This window comes from Vibrio sp. KUL70 (assembly GCF_059725515.1).
Window position 1 is genome coordinate 1715057 of record NZ_AP045834.1, and the last position, 18934, is coordinate 1733990.

Here is an 18934-nt window from a genome sequence, read left to right on the forward strand (position 1 = left end):
CCTCCTGTCAGATACTGAAGTAAAGTTAACTTCAGTCACAGTAGACCCTATCTACTGTCAGGATATTCCATGAGCTCAGATAATCAGCCAACCTACTTCTTCTTCGATTACGAAACTTGGGGAACGAGCCCAGCCAAAGATCGACCAAGTCAATTTGCGGGTGTTCGCACCGACCAAGATTTCAACATCATTGGAGATCCACTGGTTATCTATTGCCAACCACCCGCTGATTATCTACCAGCACCTGAAGCTGCATTGATTACGCGAATCACCCCACAGAAAGCAATGTCACAAGGCCTACCAGAGCCTGAGTTCATCGCTAAAATTCATGCAGAACTGTCTAAGCCAAACACAACCAGTCTTGGATATAACAGTATTCGATTCGACGATGAAGTGACTCGTTATACCTGTTACCGCAACTTTATCGATCCATATGCATGGAGCTGGCAAAACGGTAACTCTCGTTGGGATCTATTAGATGTGATGCGCGCCGTACATGCGTTGCGTCCAGACGGCATCGTTTGGCCGGAGAATGAAGAAGGGTTCCCAAGCTTTAAACTAGAGCACTTGTCTGTTGCTAACGGTATTGAGCACGAGAATGCGCATGACGCGATGGCTGACGTTATCGCAACCATTGAGCTGGCAAAGAAAATTAAAGCCGCTCAACCGAAAATGTTCGACTACCTATACAACATGCGCCACAAGCGTAAACTGAATGAGCTGATCGACATTGTAAACATGACACCACTGATGCACGTGTCTGGTATGTTGGGGAAAGAGTGCAACTACACCAGTTGGATTGTTCCAATGGCTTGGCACCCGACCAATCAAAACGCGGTTATCGTTGTTGATCTAGCGAAAGACCCAGCACCACTGCTTGAATTAGACGCAGATGAATTGCGTGAACGACTCTACACCAAACACAGCGAATTGGGCCCAGATGAGCGACCAGTGCCGATTAAACTCGTGCAACTGAACAAGTGCCCTATTCTTGCTCCTGCGAAAACACTAACAGCCGAAAATGCTGAAACCATTGGCATTGATCGTCAGCAGTGTCTCGCAAACTTAGCGATTCTTCGTGAACACCCAGAGATTCGCGAAAAACTGATTGGTCTTTACTCTGTTGAGCGCGAATACGAGAAAGACGACGATGTTGATACTCAGCTTTACGATGGTTTCTTCTCTCCATCAGATAAAGCCGCAATGGATATTATTCGCCAAACCGAACCAAACAACCTTGCAGCACTCGACATCAGCTTTGCCGACGAACGTATAGAACCCCTTCTGTTCCGTTACAAAGCGCGTCACTACCCTTGGACATTAGACGAGTCAGAGCAGCAAAAATGGGCTAATCACTGTCGTGAGTTTTACGAAAGTCGACTTGAAGAGTACATGCTCAACCTTGAGAATCTTGCTCATGAGCATGAAAACGACGAAAAGAAGATGGCGATACTCAAAGCGGTATATCAATACGTTGAGAAATTAGCGAGTTAAATTAAAAGTGTCGTCATTCTAAAGCCTTAAATAACGGTTACTCGTTAGCCGTTATCCATTAACTCAGAAAGAGACCCCCTTTGAAAGAAAGATTGATCCAACTCGTGTATCTAATGATCTCTTTTACATTAATCATCGGTGCACTAACAGCAGGCAATGCCATTCAAAGCCTTCTCGATACTGCAATTCCCGGAAGTATCTTTGGGATGCTGCTGCTTTTCTTCGCGATGGTGATCGGAATTATTCCATCTCATTGGGTTCAACCTGGTGCGAGCCTGATCATCCGTTTCATGATCTTACTGTTTGTGCCTATCAGTGTTGGCCTAATGGAACACTTCGACATGCTAATTGCCAACGCCCTTCCTATTTTAGCCAGTGCGGTTGGTGGCACACTGATCGTTCTTGTTTCTCTGTCTTGGTTCCTAGACCGAGTGATTGCGAAGGGGAAATAATATGTGGATTCTTCTGACTATTGTTGTGTTTCTTTTTGCACGTTGGGTAAGTCAAAAAGTAAACTCGCCATTATGTAACCCTCTATTGATTAGCTTAGCGATCATTATTCCTGTACTCACCTATTGGCGAATCCCATTCGAAGAGTATTACGCAGACAACACTTGGATTACCTACATGCTCCAACCAGCCGTTGTTGCGCTTGCTTACCCACTGTATGAACAACTCCCACAGATAAGAGCTAACTGGCGCATTATCACCTTTGCGAGTCTGCTAGGTAGCGTGATGTCGATGCTAAGCGCTGTATTAATCGCTGCAGCTTTTCATGCAGACCTTGGCTTAATTGCCAGTTTACTCGGTAAATCGGTGACGACTCCTATCGCAATGGAAGTGTCTAGTCATCTTGGTGGTGAAGCTGCCATAGCCGCGATCTTAGTGCTTTTGGTTGGACTTTTCGGGGCAATTTTCGCCTATCCAATCTACAACCTGATCGGTATTAAGAGCCCTATCGCTCGTGGACTTACGATGGGAACCGTATCACACGCATTAGGTACAGCGACTAGCGCCGAGAAAGATCCACGAGATGCAGCATTTAGCTCTCTGGCATTAGTTCTGTGTGGTGTTATCACCTCGATATTAGCACCTTCAATGTTCTCATTGGTGCTATGGATATACTCCTAATAGCAAAATACTTAACTTGAAGTAGCTGATAGTCAATCTATGTCATTGCTAATTCCCGAACAAAATCAGAGCGCTTTTCCAACAAATCTTTAGGAAATGCGCTCTTTTTTTCAGCTAAACTATTTATTCATGCAATGTGATGCACCCATCAATTTGTGACTTTAATTACACTTTGCTGGCTGCAAACGATTTCATTTGTGACCTCACTCTAATTGTGCAACACAATGTAACAAGCAACATACATTGGTGACCTCGATCACAGAAAGTTTCTGGGTATTGCATAAACTTAAAGCCTAAGGTCAATTAAGGATTCAACATGAACAGTCGTATTACCCTGGCGCTGGAAAGTGCTCCAGCTTCATTGAAAGCACTTTTAAGTGACATCGTATTAGCAGACAACTTTGACGCCACCATCTCTAAAGAGCAGTTTCAAAGCTTGCTAGATGCAAGCGGTCTTTCTGATAAAGAAGTTCGTCTAGCTTTACTGCCAATCGCAGCTGCGTTCTCTTACGCACCACTTTCTGATTTCTACGTTGGCGCAGTAGTGCGCGGCCTATCTGGTCACATCTACTTCGGTGCAAACATGGAGATTGCAGGTGCACAGCTAGGTCAAACGGTACACGCAGAACAAGCGGCAATCAGTCACGCTTGGATGAAAGGTGAAAAAGGACTTTCTGATATCACCATCAACTACAGCCCTTGTGGTCACTGTCGTCAATTTATGAACGAATTGACTACGGCTAATGAGTTGAAAATCCAGTTACCAGAACGTGAAGAGCGTTCACTCCAAGATTATCTGCCCGACTCTTTCGGCCCTTCTGATCTTGGTATCACCGAAGGCCTGATGACAGAACTTGACCACAAGTACACGACTGAAGAGACAACACCTATTGTTGTTAAAGCTCTAGAGGCCATGAACCGCAGTCATGCCCCTTACACCAAAAACCTAAGCGGTGTTTCACTTCAACTTGCGTCGGGTGAGATCTTCTCAGGTGCATACGCAGAAAACGCGGCATTTAACCCGAGCTTGCCTCCACTTCAAGTAGCGATGATTCAAGTAATGCTGGCAGGTAATAACTTCGACCAAATCGAGAGTGCAGCTCTGGTTGAAAACGCACAAGGCAACATCAGTCACTTGGCAGAGACCCAATCAACGCTAGAAGCAATTAACCCAGATATCCCAGTCACTTACTTAGCAATATAACTGCATTAAGTTAACATGCGATTTACATAAGCAGCCCTCTTTTAGTCGGCTGCTTTTTTTATGCTTAAAATTCACTAAAACCATCACGCAAACGTTTGCTTTTGAGGTTGGAATGAGTATGATCTCCCCGTTCTCAAATACTCGTTCAACATGTTCGGAAGGAATAACTATGTTTGGTACCGCCACTCGTGACAATGCTACTCGTGTACTTCTATTGGGCTCTGGAGAGCTAGGCAAAGAAGTTGCTATTGAGTGTCAACGTTTAGGTTTAGAAGTGATCGCTTGTGATCGCTACCCAGATGCCCCTGCAATGCAAGTTGCTCATCGTAGTCATGTCCTAGACATGCTGGATGGCGATGCGCTTGAAGCTATCATTGAGCTAGAAAAGCCGGATTACGTAGTACCTGAAATTGAAGCCATCGCGACCAGCAAACTGGTTGAATTAGAAGAAAAAGGCTTAAACGTTGTTCCTACTGCGAATGCGACCAAGCTGACAATGAACCGTGAAGGGATTCGTCGCCTCGCAGCAGAAGAGCTGGAACTAATGACTTCACCTTATCGCTTCGCCGATAGTTTTGAAGATTTCTCTGCCGCGGTAGAATTTGTCGGTATCCCTTGTGTCGTCAAACCCGTAATGAGTTCTTCTGGCAAAGGTCAAAGTGTTATTAAGAGTGAAGACGATATCCAAAAAGCGTGGGACTACGCTCAAGAAGGAGGTCGTACTGGCGCTGGACGAGTCATCGTAGAGGGCTTTATCGACTTTGATTACGAAATCACCTTGCTGACAGTTCGAGCGGTGGACGGTATTCACTTCTGTGCGCCAATCGGCCACCGACAAGAAGACGGAGACTATCGCGAGTCATGGCAACCACAGGTGATGTCTGACAATGCACTTAAGGCAGCGCAATACACCGCTGGTAAAGTGGTTGACGCTCTAGGCGGCTACGGCATCTTTGGTGTAGAACTGTTCGTCAAAGGTGATCACGTGATCTTCAATGAGGTATCACCTCGTCCACACGATACCGGCCTAGTTACATTGCTGTCTCAGGACTCCTCTGAGTTTGCTCTGCACGTCCGCGCATTTACAGGCATGCCAATCAAGAATATCACTCAGTACGGCCCTTGTGCGTCTGCCGTTGTTCTTGGTCAGGGTACGTCGACAAATATTCGTTTCGAAGGTTTGGAAAACGCATTAAATGCTCCTCAAACTCAGGTTCGATTATTTGGTAAGCCAGACATCAATGGCCGCCGCCGCTTAGGTGTCGCCCTTACTCGCCGTGATAGTGTTGAGTCAGCGATTGAAGACGCCGTAGAAACCGCTTCTAAGATTAAAGTCATCTACTAGAGCCTGTAACCTTTATCGGTGACATTTGTTCGCGTACTCTCCAGCGGAAGAAAACCAAAGACGGGCTTCAATGCCCGTCTTTGTCGTTGCTAAATTGTATGCAGGTTTTATTAAGCCTGACACTCAATCAAGTAGACCTCTTCTGAGAAGCGAGACAAACCTTTCTTGGCGATCTTAGGATGATCGTCATCAGCAATATCTTGATTTAATTGTGTAATCTTGTATCCAGAGAATAGCTGCTCTACTTCATCTCTTGGTACGCTGAATGGAGGCCCACTCATCTCTTCTTGATCGTAATCCAGAGTCACCAATAAGATCTTACCACCCGGTTTTAGTAACTGCTTCAACCTAGCCACATACTGTACTCGCATCTCTTTAGGCAATGCCACTAAAGAAGCACGGTCGTAAATAGTATCAACTGCTTGAATCGGCGCTGTGAAGTAATCACCAGTGTAGATACTGAGTTCATCAAACTGGTACAACTCATGTTGACCATTAATCTGCGTCACCATCGGCGTATAAAAATGTTCCGAGAAAAATGCACGAACTGCGATTTGGCTTAGTTCAACACCCTGAACGTCTTGATGCTTAGACGCCAACCAAACCAAATCTTCGCTCTTACCACATAATGGAACAAAAACGCTCTTCGCGTCGCTCGGTTCAGTGTGCTTCCAAAACTCAATCAGCAGCGGATTCACATCTTCTAGGTGGAAACCAATTTGGTTTGCGGCCCATTTATTGTGCCAAAATTCAGGATTATTCATCTTTCGTTCATCTTGTTGATTCAATAATGCAAGGGTACAGGATAGACAGGTAAGAGCAACCTTGGCAGGCGTCAAAGTTCTTGAAAATGTGGTACTCACATTGGTTTAATTTGTCTATATGTTCACATATTAAGGCACGAAAAAACGTTAAGGTTGGTTTCTGTTCAAACGGCCCCATATCGTATTTAGAGACACTGCTATTTGAACAACAATTTGCTCTTAGCGTTACTGGTTACCCCTTTTAGTTTCACCGTTTTGTAACCTAGTATATTGGAGTTTGAATGAGTGTATTTCTCCGTACCACGGCACTAATGCTTCTTGTATTGAGCCGCGCGCCTGCATTCGCAGCAACTGTATCAACTAACTCAGCAGAACCAACTCGCACACCAGCACAAAACCAAGTGTCATCAAAAGTATTCCGTCACAGCCTAAGCGGTCTGTACGGCATCAAAGCCTTTGACTCAAAGCCAACTCAACCCTACACCGACTTCGACGTGCTTTACAGCAAATCACACCAAGCTCAAGCAGAGCTAGAAACCATCTGTAAAAGTACTGCTCTACTCACTAACTCTGAAGCGCTGTTTGCGGGCGTAAAATCGCAAGCTCGTGCAGAAGAAAAGATTGCATTAGAGCTTAACGGCGACGTTACCCGAATCACTGATCTTGCTCGTGCGACTATTATCGCTAATGATGTAGAGAGCTTAGTGGAAGTGTATGAAGCGGTCAGCAGAGAGGCCGATGTTGTTAAAGTAAAAAACAAGTTTAAGTCTCCTGCAGACTCGGGTTACCGTGACCTTAACTTGTTGGTTCGCTTACCTAAAACGAATATCATTGCAGAAGTCCAGCTTCACCTTAAAGCGATCGCTGATGTGAAAAGTGGTCCAGAACATGAGCTGTACGAAATCATCCAAGGTATTGAGCGTAATGCAATGGCACAAAATCGCTCACTCAACGATATCGAAGCGGCGCAAATCAACAACCTAAGACGCCAATCCTTAGAGCTTTATCAACAGGCTTGGCAGCCTTACATTACCACTCATATTAAAGCAGCCTAGTCACTTAGCACTCAATGGTGACAGATTGTTAACTTCACATGGATAGATAGAAAAAGACCACGCTGTGCGTGGTCTATTGCTTGGCTACTTCTCGATTTTAATATTTTCTACGCGGGCTTTTAGTTTTTGACCCGGTCTGAAAGTAACAACACGTCGAGCAGAGATTGGAATGTCTTCACCAGTTTTAGGGTTACGACCCGGACGCTCATTTTTCTCGCGAAGATCAAAATTACCAAAACCTGACAGTTTTACCTGTTCGCCATTTTCAAGTGCTTTACGAACTTCTTCGAAAAACACTTCCACCGTTTCCTTGGCATCCCGTTTGCTGTACCCGAGTGTCTCAAACAGGTTCTCAGCCAAATCGGCCTTCGTGAGTGCCATAAAACTTTCCTCAAAGCTATGTTAAACCTTGCTACTATCGTCAGTAGCGCCGAAGCATTTACCCTATTCAATCAATGAGATAAGGCTGTTTACAAGGAAAGTGTATGCCAAGCTTCTGATTTTCGCCAACTTTTTTGTGTCAACTCTTTAATTATTTATGCAAATCAAGAACATAACTCTCTTGATTAAGTGGATATTAAACTAAAAAACATCCAACCATAGAACATCCATTAGAATTAAAAACCAAACAAATGCACATAGTAAGAATATAAAGCCAAATTGATACTTTTGCAGAAAATCGAGAATTTGGGCTTACCTTCAATAAAATCAGCCACTTGGTTTAACATTAATCTCAACAAAGATTATAATTCGAACACAGTATTTCATTCCATTTATTGTTCTACAGAATTTAATTCGAATACTGACATCGAAAAAATCGATCTCAGTGATGCTTAGTTCTACTCTATAAAAGCCCTCTTCCCAGCTAAAACTAGCTGCTTAAATGGGATAGCAGTTTGCATATTTGGCAACAACCGTGAGAGTACTTGTCCTAAACTTTGTTTTCTTTTTCAACTAGATAAGTGCGATCCATAACGCATTCATCAAAAATCAAATGTGAAACGCCACGTATTTGTTTTTAATATGCATTGAATCCAAATGAAACAGCATGATTATAATAATCCAATTTAGTTAAGATCTATAAATTGGAAGTAATTATATGATTAGGAATGGTTTTCATTGCCTCCTCCCCGCAGTTCTATTGACTACCCTTACAGGGTGTGGCGGTAGCGGCGGAGACAGTTCACCAAGCAGTTCGCTTTCCGTCCCGCAAACCAGATTTGATCTCAAATCAACGGCATTCGAAGAGGTCAGTATCGATATCCCTTTTAGTGTTCGACACGTTGCGGGAGATAACCTTTACTATGGTGTTTTCGGCGACAGTGAGGTGGTTGAGAGGATCGATATCTACGCTAACGACGATAAAACTGGCTATGCGACCGTGCTATTTAAGCCTGGCTACCAATTGGGGAATGGTACGAAATCAACCAATATAGAGTTCAATATTTGTCACGACTACTACTGTAACAAGCACTATTCTGGTTCACCAAAATCTGTCGTTCTGACTAACGAAGTAACATTGGATCAACAAATCAGCCTAGCTGAAGCCAAAATCAAAGTGACTGCAAATTACAACGATGTAAACATAGGTCATAATGTTGCTGAGGTCATCCAATTTTCTGGTTCTGACCCTTACCAGCTTCACATAGAAGCGCAAGCTAGCAATCCAATGGTAACATCTGTTAACCCTTTCCCTGCTCTCGCTAGCATCGGGCTTAATATGACATTTGAAACGCCTTCTGTGGTCGGAGGTGGGACATACAGCTCGGCTGTCACCGTTAAGGCTTGTTACGATCCTAGCTGTGTTTATCCAATTGAAGGCAGCCCAATTACCGTTCCAGTTGATTACGTGATTACAGGGGCAACAACAACGCCAGACACAGGAACACCAACGACGCCTCCAACCAACAATGCAAAGGTCTATTTTGATAATCAACCAAGTCACAACACAATAGATGCCGTCTATTCTGACGCATTAAATGTGATAGCTATCGTTTCTGATTCACCAAAGAACGCGATCTATTTCTACAGCCTGTCTGATGCCCGTTCTTATGAAATCGAGCTTACCAGCGCTCCCACTTCTGTCGCAGTCGATAATATCAACGGGACGAATCGCTTCATCGTTGGTCACAACATGATGCTCACGACGTTAAACTACAATAACGTCGCACCACAAAGTAGCCAAACCAATCAGATATTCAATTCTCATGATGTCTTTGATTTGTCTACCGATGGTACATACGCATGGACATTACCGAATACCGATCAGTGGGAAGAGCTACAAATCATCAACCTCAATGACGGTTCAGTCAAACTCGGCGATGAATGGAGTTATTATGAAAAGACCAAGTTGAAGATTAACCCAACAAGCTCTGGCCTTTACAGCCTAACCACTGCATTAAGCCCAGGTAATATTTCTAGAGCCGACCTCACCGATCCGGCTTCACCTGCATACCCTGTAAGCTCGATTTATCATGGCAACTACCAATTCTGTAATGACTTTTGGTTCAACCACACTGGCACAGCGATCTTTACCCAATGTGGTGTGAAGTTAAATGCATCAGACAACGCCAATGAAGATATGCGTTATGCTGGTCAAATTACGCTACCACCAACACAGGGTTGGCCATATTATTCAGCAATTGAAACTTTGGACGAATCACACGATAGCACGAAGCTCGCGTACGCTATGCAGGGAGAAGGCAGTACAATAAGAGTCTTATCATCGTCTGATTTGAGCTTGCAAGAGAGCTTTAGTTTAGCGGATTCTACCATCGATAATATCGACCACCCTACTGTACCTAAATTCGTTTTCTACGGCGCAGACGGTAAGCTCAACATCGTTGGTACAACCTCGACCGACACCGAGACTCATACACTCATCTTCCAGCACTAGTTGGCGTTTCTAGACTTGTGTTTATTCAGAGTAAGTATCTGCTTTAAATACAAACGCAAGCGCTCACATCGGCATTACTCCGATGTGAGCGCTTTTCGAATGTTGACCTTGATATTCTTAATAACGTTATGCCGTCGTTGTGTGCAACTTTTGCGACTGTTTCTTGGTCATAGAGATACGTCGTACAAGTGCAATAATAAACACTAGGCTTTGAATCAAAACAATAGTTGGAGCTGGTGCGCTATCGATATGGAAACTTAAATACGCACCCAACACCATAGTCGAGAGGTTTACCACGCACGCAATCCATAGCATGCTTGAAAAACGCTTTACTAACAAAAACGCTATTGCACCGGGGGCGATAAGCAAGCTAATCGCTAAGATAAGGCCGATCGCGCTCAGTGTGGCAACAATCGTCAGCGAGAGAAAGGTTAGCAAGGTGTAGTGCAACACCTTCACATTCAATCCACTAACTTTAGCTTGAACTTCATCAAAAGAGTGCAAGAGGAAGTCTTTCCAGAACAATACAATACCTGTAACAACCACCACTGAGATAATCGCTGCAGTCGTAAGCTCTTGTGCATCCACACCCAACATATTGCCAAACAGGATGTGATCTAGATGCGCCTGAGTATCTAACGCTACATAAAGCACAATCCCTAGTGCGAACATGCCTGAGAACACCACTCCCATCACCGTATCTTGTTTTACTCGAGAATTTTCGGCTAAGAAACCGGTCAAAAAACTACACAACATCCCGGCCAAAAATGCGCCTAGCAATAAAGGCAAACCCGTCACATACGCCAGAACAATCCCCGGCAGTACAGCATGGCTGACGGCATCCCCCATAAGAGCCCACCCTTTCATCACTAAAAAGCAAGACAATAGTGCCGTTGGCAACGCAACAATCAAACAGATCAGGAAAGCGTTCTGCATAAAAGGAAATTGGAATGGCAACAATAAATCCATACTAATACTCCTTTGCCAAAGATGAGTGCTCAAGTGGTGAATGAGAAGTGGCACGCTTGTCAGATCTTAGCCTCTTTGCTAGTGCCTTTTTCGCCCTCAAACGCGCAGCCAGATAACCATGCTTGGGAGCAAAGAAAAACGCCAAAACGAAGATAATGGTTTGCAGACAAATGATAATGCCCCCTGTCGCCCCATCTAAGAAGAAACTGATGTAAGCGCCGGCAAAACTCGTTGTGCTGCCAATAACGACTGACACCAAAATCAATCGAGGAAAACGATCACAAAGCAGATATGCCGTGGCACCCGGCGTCACCACCATAGCAATCACCAACAGCGCTCCTACTGTTTGCATAGCAGCAACAATCGACGCTGATAAAAGAGTGAAGAAGATCGCCTTTAGAATACCCGGATTCAGACCTATGGATCTCGCATGGTTCTCATCAAAAAATGTCACCATAAGATCTTTCCATTTCGCCAATAAAACCACCAGCGTGACGACACCAATCACGACTAACTGAAGCGTATCTTCAGGTGTAATCGCAAGAATGTTACCCATGGTGATGGTTTGAACGCTGACAGAGATGGGGTTGATTGAAATAAGGAAAAGCCCAAGTGCGAAAAATGAAGTGAAGACTAAACCGATAATCACATCGATTTTTAAGCCAGATCGCTCAGACAAAAACAACATTGTGCCTGCGGCTATTCCTCCTGAGATAAAAGCACCGAAAGCAAAAGGAAGGCCAATCATATAAGCCAATGCGACACCCGGTACAACGGCATGCCCCAGAGCATCACCGATTAAGGACCATCCTTTTAACATCAAATACGCAGATAGAAACGCACAAACACCACCGACTAACGCAGACACCCACATAGCATTAGTCATATAGCCATAGCCAAATGGTTGTAACAACAGATCCATCATAATTGAGGCTCCGTCTTTTTGGTTGTTAACGCCTTACCGTCATACTGAATGAATGGTCGCTCATCGTCCGTAAGAATGGTCAGTTCCCTCGTATCTTCATCGTGATGAAGTGTATTACCACCTAACTTGAAGTGTCTTAATGAGCCACCAAAAACGCGCTGTAGATTTTCCTCTGTGTACGTCGTTTCAATTGGTCCTGAAGCCAAAACTGTTTTGTTGACCATAATGGTTCTATCGCAGAACTCTGGCACAGAGCCAAGATTGTGTGTCGACACCAACATTACATGTCCTTCATCACGAAGTGATTTGAGAAGGTCGATAATTTGATGTTCAGTTTTTACATCAACCCCAGTAAAAGGTTCATCCAACAGAATCACCTTGGCTTCTTGTGCCAATGCTCTCGCCAAAAACACGCGTTTCTTCTGACCTCCAGATAGCTCACCGATTTGATGCTTTCTAAATTCCAGCATATTGACTCGTTCAAGAGCCAGGTCGACCGCAAGATGATCAACATCTTTAGGCCTACGTAGCCAATTCATGTGACCGTAGCGTCCCATCATGACCACTTCTTCAACCAAAACAGGGAAGCTCCAATCAATCTCTTCGGACTGAGGTACGTAAGACACCATGTTACTCTTGAGCGCTTTTTTAACGCTCTCACCCAGTATTTGGATCTGCCCTTTAGACATAGGTACAAAACCCATAATGGCTTTAAAAAGAGTCGACTTCCCTGCTCCATTTACACCAACTAATGCCGTCACCGATCCTTGTGGAACGGTAAAGTCCGCATCATAAAGGGCCGTGTAACCATTACGATAAGTCACCGTTACATCACTGACTGAAATGCCAAGGCGTTCCTCATTTTTAACATCATTCATAACAGGTGCTCTACTCCCAATATCTGTTTGATTGTGTCTAATGTTGTTGGACATGTGTCTTAGTTGGTCGCCGTAAGACCATTCACTACGGTAGTCGAGGTCACTTTTAACAGATCTAAATACGTAGGAACCGGACCATCAGCCGTTGATAACGAATCGACAAACAATTCGCCGCCATACTGAGCACCAGTATCTCTTGCCACTTGTTTTGCTGGAGAGGTATTGACGGTTGATTCACAAAAGACAACCGGGATTTGGTTCTTTTTCACGCCATCAATCACCGAGCGTACCTGTTGTGGAGTACCGACTTGATCTGCATTCATCGGCCATAGGTACAGCTCTCTCAAGCCAAAATCTTTCGCAAGATAGCTAAACGCACCTTCGCACGTGACTAACCAACGATTGCTGTCAGGGATCTGAGCGATTTGGTCTTTTAGAGGTTCGATTGTTGCTCTCAGTTTGGCTTTATAAGCAGCTGCGTTCTTTACATAAATCGCCGCATTACTTGGATCGTGCTCAGCAAATGCCTCTACGATGTTATCGATATAGATGAGCGCATTATCTAAGCCCATCCACGCATGCGGGTTTGGTTTACCTTGATAAGAGCCCGAAGCGATAGGAATTGGGTTAATACCTTTAGTCAGTGTTACCGCCGGCACGTCTTTCATGTTTGATAGAAATTGCTCAAACCACAATTCCAAATTCATGCCGTTCCACAGAATAAGATCAGCATCAGAAGCACGAACAATGTCTTTCGGTGTAGGTTCGTAACCATGAATTTCGGCACCCGGTTTTGTGACAGACACAACTTCAGCAGCGTCCCCTGCAACATTTGAAGCTATATCAGCTAAAACAGTAAAAGTAGTAACGACCTTCATCTTATCTTCTGCAGCATTAACTAATGGCGCCATGGCCAAAAGCAGCGCCGAAGCAGCCACCGCGAGTTTTTTCATACCTGTCTCCTCGAGGGTAGGAATCTTTAACATTCGGTACAAACACATCCACACTTGTGCGATTTGTTCGTATTTTCAATACATACTAATGCGAACAATTCTCATTATCAATGTTAATTTTTGACAAATATTCAGAGATACCTCGCCCGTTTTTCGTTAAACAAGCACTATCGAGCGTGTATCATTTGGTAGTATCGACTTACAAAACAGACTTAAAAGAACTAAAGAAAGGCACTAAGAAGCGATACAATGCTGATACCACACACCAGTGGCACAAGCTTCCTATTTACAAGAACCAAAAAGTAACGATACATGTCCAAAGAACCTGGCTTCACCACAGAGTACACCCTAGACAAAACTTTCTTTGCAGAATGCTACGACCAAACTAGCATGCCTGCGCAGTTTCCTAAGGCCTACATAAAGGCTTTCCTGTTCCTTATTTTTGGTTGGGTTTTACTCGAATTTGAGCTGTTACCTAGCGGTTATGTAGGCTGGTTCTTTATTGTGTTGAGTGTGATTGAAGCGTTCAGTGTTTACTGTAAAAGAACATGGTGGTTGTGGCGTCAAAGAATCAGCTCTGGTTCGGGCAGCAAGGTAGTGTTTAAAGGCGACTTAAATGGAGTAAGTTACAAAAACTATAAAACGACGAACACTATCAAGTGGAGCCAAATCGACAAGCTTGAGCAGACTGAACTGGGCCTTATCATCCATATTGGTAAACAGCGCCAATACGTGAGCAAGTCATGTTTGAATGATGATGCAATAGCGTTCATGGTTGAACAGCACGAAGCAACTAAAACAAACTAATTTCTATCAATGCCCGCCCTTTTGGGTGGGCATTTTTCTTTGTCCTAAGTGCAGATCGACCCGCCGTTTTATCTGACTGTCATCAACTTTATGTACTTTGGTATAACAAATAACACAAAATATTTGAGCGAACGTTCAGGTACTATCTGAATTTCTACTATAGTTGACAGGTAAAAGAACTCACAACAAGGAAAAGTTATGAATCAAAATGCCGAATCGCAATCAGTACAAACTCGATCTATCCCACAAGAAGCCTTTGACTGGTATGACGAATACGCGCACGGGCTGATTGATCGTCGAGAGTTTATGGCTCGTCTATCAGGGTTAGCTGTTGTAGGTTTAACCATGACAACATTAACTTCTGCACTGATTCCCAATTACGCTAAGGCAGAGCAAGTCTCGTTCAATGATCCATCCATCAAAGCCACCTATGAAACCTTCCCTTCCCCAAAAGGACACGGAGAAGGCCGTGGTTACTTGGTCGTACCTACACAGTTAAAAGATAATGCACCTGTGGTATTAGTTGTCCATGAAAATAGAGGCTTAAATCCATATATAAAGGATGTGGCAAGACGTCTTGCAACAGCAGGATTCATTGCCTTTGCTCCTGATGCGCTCCATTCACTTGGCGGGTATCCAGGTAATGATGATGAAGGTCGAGTGATGCAGAAATCCCTGTCGAGAGACAAAATTGAAGAGGATTTCATTGCAGCAGCGAACTTTTTAAAATCTCATGTAAAAAGTAACGGAAAGCTCGGTGCAGTCGGCTTCTGCTTTGGTGGTTACATCGTGAATATGTTGGCAGCCGTCATACCAGATCAACTCAATGCTGGTGTTCCATTTTATGGTACTCCTGCAGCCCCAGACTTAAGAAAAAACGTTAAGGGGCCACTACTCATACAGTTTGCCGGAATCGATAAACGAGTTAATGCGACATGGCCAGACTATGAAGCTGAACTGAAAGAGATTGGGGCAGACTACACCGCTTACATCTATGAAGGTGTGAACCACGGTTTTCACAACGATTCAACAGGTCGATACGCGAAAGAAGAAGCAGAGTTAGCATGGGCTCGGACACTCGAGTTTTTCAGCAATAAACTCTCTTAATTTGGTTATGAATTAGCTTGTTTCTGTTCAGTTAACCGCGAGCTAATTCACCCAGCTTCAAAGCAACAAGACCTCACATCTGCGAGGTCTTGTATTGATTCATTAAATCACAAATGATTAACGAATTACCGGCTCGCTTTCTACCGAATACGTTAGCTTGTAAAAATGAGCTTCACTTTCTCCGTTCTTAAACTGGTTATAAACACCGGCTTTGAAATAGCTTTTCTTCTCATTCCAATATGTGATGTCGTGGTTGATGGCCGTTTTATCGTTATGATTAATGATCAACTTGTTACCACCAACATAGATATCAAACTTGTCTGTACCTTCTTTGGCGATTGGTGCAATTGGTAGCTTCAAATACGCATTTTTACACTCTTCTGTGCCCTTATTGCCACTCTTCGAACCACAGTTCACAGCATTGTTCTTAATTACAGCCCAGTACCAATCGTTCTTGCCACTACGTTCAGCTTCATAAACTACGCGCACTAGTGGGTGTGGAATATAACCTTCTCCAGACACACCGTCAGGGAAATCAGCAGAGACACTACCCGCATTATGTACTTGAAGGTATGTGATCGCATCATTCTTCGCTTTGTCCGTGTTAGCTACTGACGCGCGTGGGTTGATTGGCTTAATTTCTGCGCCCAAATGATAGTATTTATCGGCCTCTCCGACATTAAAGTTTTTATAGATGCGTACTTCACTACGATTTTTGTAACCAGGCATTTTAAACACAAGCGCTTCCGATGCTTTGTCTACATAAAAGCTATCAAGCACCAAACCATCGAACTCTCCGTTTAAAGCATACTCCGACTTATTTCCCGATTTTCCTTCGGGATCAGACGCCTGAAGCTTAGACACTTTTAATACATCTTGAAATTGTTCGTAGTCTGCTGGAGCAGCCTTATCTGAAGCATTTGCGCCAAACGCTAAAGATACCGCAGCTGCCAAGAAACAAGTTTTGAATATGTTTTTCATGTTTTTAACTACCCTATTAATCGACACTCTCTGATAAAAAGCTTCAATCAGAAAGAGTCACATCGTTGTGAATTCCTATAGTTTGAATTGTATTCACACAATCACTCAATTACTGTGATCTAGCACTATTGTATTACTTAAACAGAGGTAAAACGTTCAGGCAGTGAGATAAATCACATTAGAATTGTGAATAGAGTATTGCCCAATATTTAAAATGGCGCGTACACCTCTAACTTAATGTGAAATATGTGATGTTTACGTTCTCTAGCTTTTAAGTCGGAAAACCTATCACTTAACGATTGAAAACTGTTCAAGGTTAAAAGCGTGTTGTGATTGGGCAAGTCACAATAGCTTCAACAGTTCATTAGGGTTATTAAAATACAATAATATTTTTCTGTTAAGTTGGCTACGAAAGCCTATCTTAGCCTATTCCTGAGAAACATATTGACCCGATCGCATAATTAGCTAATATAGACGTCCAGACACCTAAATGTCTTTTGGTTAATTAAATGGAGTTATCATGATCAGCTACAAAAAAATCACCGCATCCCTGCTAACATTAGCATTCATATTCGGCGTAACAGGATGTGGAAATAAAGACGAGGCTGTCATCAAGATTGGGGCGACAGTTGGCCCACATGCGCAAGTGGTACAGGCAGTGGCGAAAGAAGCGGCGAGGCAAGGGATCAACATTGAACTGGTCGAGTTCTCAGACTACATCACACCCAATGCCGCATTAGAGGATGGAAGTATCCAGCTGAACAGTTACCAACACCAGCCATTTCTCGACAACTATAACAACAATCACGATAGTAAACTGGTCTCCATCGGACGTTCAATTTTGATGCGAATGGGTATCTACTCTAACAAGTACACTTCGCTTGATTCTATCCCAGACAACGCGCGAATCGCGATTCCAAACGACCCAACGAACGGTGGGCGCGGGCTATTGCTGCTTGAAGATGCTGGGCTGATTTCATTAAAAGAAAACGTTGGTTTCAAAGCATCGTTAAGCGATATTGTTAGCAACCCAAAGAACATTCGATTTGTTGAGGTGGATGCAGCTCAGTTACCTCGCTCGCTTGATGATGTAGATGCAGCAGCAATCACTATGAACTACGTTATGTCTGCTGGACTCGACCCTAAGAAACAAGGGATTTACTTAGAGAACAAAGACGCACCTCTAGCCGTGATGGTGGTGGCAACGCGAGAAGAAGATAAAAATAATGAGACGTATAAAAAGATCATCTCAATTTATCACTCGCAAGAGATAAACGATTTTCTAGCCAGTACTTTCAAAGGCACCATAGAAGCCGCTAATTAAGCTAAAGCGTTCATCTTAACTTTGGCGTTGTCTGCTACTCAGTAGACAACGCCAGACCAAAGGACAGTGGCTCAAACTCTAAGAACAGTGGCGCGAGCCCAGTTTCAATAGACACTCTCTTTTTCTCTGTATTTTAAAGTCGATTACCCAATTTAGCCTGTGCTAAATGGTAGCCTCTATCTATCATCTCTTTTGACCGTTCAAACTGCAACGTACCACAGGCATTACGCGGAATCTCAAGTGTAATATCAGCAGGATAAGCGGCCAATTTTTGGCGAGCGATGGTCGATTGCATTGCATCAAACGCTTGGTTGGCAATGTCGTAAGCGGCAAAATTAAAGCTCATTTTACTTTTCACATTAGTGCCTAGGTTATCGATGAAATGAACAACCTTGTCGTGCAAGTTACTCTCTTTGGTGGGCAATGAAACGGGAGTGACTTTTTGTTCAAGCGGCTCCGGTTCCCCTCCTAAGTTCACCGCCAATGTCACGTCTGTATGATCACCAAATGTAGGCGCAATCGGAACAGGGTTAAGCACTCCGCCATCAATAAGCTCTTGACCATTAATGACATGAGGTGTGAAGAAGAGTGGCAGAGAAATAGACGCGCGAATCGCGTCAAACAGAGAACCAGATTGCAGCCAAACCTCTTTCTCATAAGCGACATTTGCAGCAACGGCAGTGTAAGGAATAGATAGCTCTTCGATAGAAATCTCACCGATCAGCTGACGCAGTGAATCTATGATCTTATCCCCTTTGAACATACCACTCGATTGCCATGAGAAGTCCAACAGCATAGTCATATTCGATTGATCAATACTAGTGATCCACTCTTCAAATTCATCCAACTTCCCAGCAGCATACACACCACCGATAAGCGCACCAATTGAGCAGCCAGAAATAGATCTTATCTCATAACCATGTTCGATTAGCCAACGAATAACACCAACATGCACCAAGCCTCTCGCGCCGCCACTGCCAAGTACCAATGAGATCGTTTTTGCCATCGTGCTAACCCTTTAATTCATGCGATTAGTCAAAATCATACCACTTAGTCTAACAGCACGCAGTGTCATGCGATGAAAATTCCGCCCACCAGCAC

Annotated in this window: 18 protein-coding genes; 10 read left to right on the forward strand and 8 right to left on the reverse strand. The window is 43.8% G+C overall.

Translation table 11 applies throughout. The features are described 5' to 3' along the window. Positions 1-69: 69 nt before the first annotated feature. The 5 genes from sbcB (at position 70) to purT (ending at position 5174) form a co-directional block, all read left to right on the forward strand. Complete coding sequence (gene sbcB, locus AC6I7V_RS07430) at positions 70-1494, forward strand: exodeoxyribonuclease I (protein ID WP_261881648.1); 1425 nt, start codon at positions 70-72, stop codon at positions 1492-1494. 80 nt (positions 1495-1574) lie between these two features. Further along, positions 1575-1946 (forward strand): CidA/LrgA family protein, encoded by a 372-nt coding sequence (locus AC6I7V_RS07435; RefSeq protein WP_255230613.1) that lies wholly within the window; start codon positions 1575-1577, stop codon positions 1944-1946. Position 1947: 1 nt separating this feature from the next. Continuing rightward, positions 1948-2625, forward strand: a complete 678-nt coding sequence (locus AC6I7V_RS07440) for an LrgB family protein (RefSeq protein ID WP_255230612.1) — start codon at positions 1948-1950, stop codon at positions 2623-2625. Between the two features lie 316 nt (positions 2626-2941). Further along, positions 2942-3829, forward strand: coding sequence for a cytidine deaminase (cdd, locus tag AC6I7V_RS07445; protein WP_255230611.1), 888 nt, complete (start codon positions 2942-2944; stop codon positions 3827-3829). A 169-nt stretch (positions 3830-3998) separates the two neighbouring features. Then, a complete protein-coding gene (gene purT / locus AC6I7V_RS07450) occupies positions 3999-5174 on the forward strand; it encodes a formate-dependent phosphoribosylglycinamide formyltransferase (protein ID WP_255230610.1) in 1176 nt (391 codons plus the stop codon). A 110-nt stretch (positions 5175-5284) separates the two neighbouring features. Here the strand turns inward: purT and AC6I7V_RS07455 are convergent, their stop codons facing one another. Further along, positions 5285-5938 carry a thiopurine S-methyltransferase gene (locus tag AC6I7V_RS07455; RefSeq protein ID WP_498010575.1) on the reverse strand — a complete coding sequence of 218 codons (654 nt, stop codon included), beginning with the start codon at positions 5936-5938 and terminating at the stop codon, positions 5285-5287. A gap of 281 nt (positions 5939-6219) precedes the next feature. Here AC6I7V_RS07455 and AC6I7V_RS07460 point away from each other — a divergent pair, with 281 nt between their 5' ends. Continuing rightward, complete coding sequence (locus tag AC6I7V_RS07460; protein ID WP_498010576.1) at positions 6220-6993, forward strand: RelA/SpoT domain-containing protein; 774 nt, start codon at positions 6220-6222, stop codon at positions 6991-6993. Between the two features lie 84 nt (positions 6994-7077). Here AC6I7V_RS07460 and ihfA read toward each other — a convergent pair whose 3' ends face one another. Then, positions 7078-7374 (reverse strand): integration host factor subunit alpha, encoded by a 297-nt coding sequence (ihfA, locus tag AC6I7V_RS07465; RefSeq protein ID WP_004734853.1) that lies wholly within the window; start codon positions 7372-7374, stop codon positions 7078-7080. Positions 7375-8134: 760 nt separating this feature from the next. Here ihfA and AC6I7V_RS07470 point away from each other — a divergent pair. Beyond that, positions 8135-9889, forward strand: coding sequence for a hypothetical protein (locus tag AC6I7V_RS07470; protein ID WP_498010577.1), 1755 nt, complete (start codon positions 8135-8137; stop codon positions 9887-9889). A gap of 126 nt (positions 9890-10015) precedes the next feature. Here AC6I7V_RS07470 and AC6I7V_RS07475 read toward each other — a convergent pair whose 3' ends face one another. The 4 genes from AC6I7V_RS07475 to AC6I7V_RS07490 are packed head-to-tail and all read right to left on the reverse strand — an operon-like array spanning position 10016 to position 13614. After that, positions 10016-10858, reverse strand: coding sequence for a metal ABC transporter permease (locus AC6I7V_RS07475; protein WP_498010578.1), 843 nt, complete (start codon positions 10856-10858; stop codon positions 10016-10018). A gap of 1 nt (position 10859) precedes the next feature. Next, positions 10860-11780 (reverse strand): metal ABC transporter permease, encoded by a 921-nt coding sequence (locus tag AC6I7V_RS07480; RefSeq protein WP_498011663.1) that lies wholly within the window; start codon positions 11778-11780, stop codon positions 10860-10862. After that, the gene (locus AC6I7V_RS07485; protein ID WP_498010579.1) at positions 11780-12661 is read right to left on the reverse strand and encodes a manganese/iron ABC transporter ATP-binding protein; all 882 of its coding nucleotides are present in this window, start codon (positions 12659-12661) and stop codon (positions 11780-11782) included. The genes AC6I7V_RS07480 and AC6I7V_RS07485 overlap by 1 nt, the downstream gene beginning before the upstream one ends. Before the next feature lie 59 nt (positions 12662-12720). Further along, positions 12721-13614: a metal ABC transporter substrate-binding protein gene (locus AC6I7V_RS07490; protein WP_498010580.1), complete on the reverse strand. Its 894-nt coding sequence runs from the start codon at positions 13612-13614 to the stop codon at positions 12721-12723. A 312-nt stretch (positions 13615-13926) separates the two neighbouring features. Between AC6I7V_RS07490 and AC6I7V_RS07495 the strand changes: the two genes are divergently transcribed. After that, positions 13927-14421 carry a YcxB family protein gene (locus AC6I7V_RS07495; protein WP_255230602.1) on the forward strand — a complete coding sequence of 165 codons (495 nt, stop codon included), beginning with the start codon at positions 13927-13929 and terminating at the stop codon, positions 14419-14421. 198 nt (positions 14422-14619) lie between these two features. Further along, positions 14620-15528: a dienelactone hydrolase family protein gene (locus tag AC6I7V_RS07500; RefSeq protein WP_498010581.1), complete on the forward strand. Its 909-nt coding sequence runs from the start codon at positions 14620-14622 to the stop codon at positions 15526-15528. Between the two features lie 117 nt (positions 15529-15645). Here the strand turns inward: AC6I7V_RS07500 and AC6I7V_RS07505 are convergent, their stop codons facing one another. Then, the gene (locus AC6I7V_RS07505; RefSeq protein WP_255230600.1) at positions 15646-16509 is read right to left on the reverse strand and encodes a polysaccharide lyase family 7 protein; all 864 of its coding nucleotides are present in this window, start codon (positions 16507-16509) and stop codon (positions 15646-15648) included. Positions 16510-17029: 520 nt separating this feature from the next. Between AC6I7V_RS07505 and AC6I7V_RS07510 the strand changes: the two genes are divergently transcribed. Beyond that, a complete protein-coding gene (locus tag AC6I7V_RS07510) occupies positions 17030-17833 on the forward strand; it encodes a MetQ/NlpA family ABC transporter substrate-binding protein (protein ID WP_498010582.1) in 804 nt (267 codons plus the stop codon). 133 nt (positions 17834-17966) lie between these two features. Here AC6I7V_RS07510 and AC6I7V_RS07515 read toward each other — a convergent pair whose 3' ends face one another. Next, the gene (locus AC6I7V_RS07515; RefSeq protein WP_498010583.1) at positions 17967-18839 is read right to left on the reverse strand and encodes a patatin-like phospholipase family protein; all 873 of its coding nucleotides are present in this window, start codon (positions 18837-18839) and stop codon (positions 17967-17969) included. Positions 18840-18934 lie beyond the last annotated feature (95 nt).

What these genes read in the sequence shown, in the direction of transcription:
- AC6I7V_RS07515 (WP_498010583.1), bottom strand. Translation starts at nt 18,839, where the DNA reads ATGGCAAAAACGATCTCATTGGTACTTGGCAGTGGCGGCGCGAGAGGC.
- AC6I7V_RS07495 (WP_255230602.1), top strand. Translation starts at nt 13,927, where the DNA reads ATGTCCAAAGAACCTGGCTTCACCACAGAGTACACCCTAGACAAAACT.
- AC6I7V_RS07485 (WP_498010579.1), bottom strand. Translation starts at nt 12,661, where the DNA reads ATGAATGATGTTAAAAATGAGGAACGCCTTGGCATTTCAGTCAGTGAT.
- AC6I7V_RS07490 (WP_498010580.1), bottom strand. Translation starts at nt 13,614, where the DNA reads ATGAAAAAACTCGCGGTGGCTGCTTCGGCGCTGCTTTTGGCCATGGCG.
- AC6I7V_RS07455 (WP_498010575.1), bottom strand. Translation starts at nt 5,938, where the DNA reads ATGAATAATCCTGAATTTTGGCACAATAAATGGGCCGCAAACCAAATT.
- sbcB (WP_261881648.1), top strand. Translation starts at nt 70, where the DNA reads ATGAGCTCAGATAATCAGCCAACCTACTTCTTCTTCGATTACGAAACT.
- AC6I7V_RS07510 (WP_498010582.1), top strand. Translation starts at nt 17,030, where the DNA reads ATGATCAGCTACAAAAAAATCACCGCATCCCTGCTAACATTAGCATTC.
- AC6I7V_RS07500 (WP_498010581.1), top strand. Translation starts at nt 14,620, where the DNA reads ATGAATCAAAATGCCGAATCGCAATCAGTACAAACTCGATCTATCCCA.
- AC6I7V_RS07440 (WP_255230612.1), top strand. Translation starts at nt 1,948, where the DNA reads ATGTGGATTCTTCTGACTATTGTTGTGTTTCTTTTTGCACGTTGGGTA.
- AC6I7V_RS07480 (WP_498011663.1), bottom strand. Translation starts at nt 11,780, where the DNA reads ATGGATCTGTTGTTACAACCATTTGGCTATGGCTATATGACTAATGCT.
- AC6I7V_RS07505 (WP_255230600.1), bottom strand. Translation starts at nt 16,509, where the DNA reads ATGAAAAACATATTCAAAACTTGTTTCTTGGCAGCTGCGGTATCTTTA.
- AC6I7V_RS07460 (WP_498010576.1), top strand. Translation starts at nt 6,220, where the DNA reads ATGAGTGTATTTCTCCGTACCACGGCACTAATGCTTCTTGTATTGAGC.
- AC6I7V_RS07475 (WP_498010578.1), bottom strand. Translation starts at nt 10,858, where the DNA reads ATGGATTTATTGTTGCCATTCCAATTTCCTTTTATGCAGAACGCTTTC.
- purT (WP_255230610.1), top strand. Translation starts at nt 3,999, where the DNA reads ATGTTTGGTACCGCCACTCGTGACAATGCTACTCGTGTACTTCTATTG.
- ihfA (WP_004734853.1), bottom strand. Translation starts at nt 7,374, where the DNA reads ATGGCACTCACGAAGGCCGATTTGGCTGAGAACCTGTTTGAGACACTC.
- cdd (WP_255230611.1), top strand. Translation starts at nt 2,942, where the DNA reads ATGAACAGTCGTATTACCCTGGCGCTGGAAAGTGCTCCAGCTTCATTG.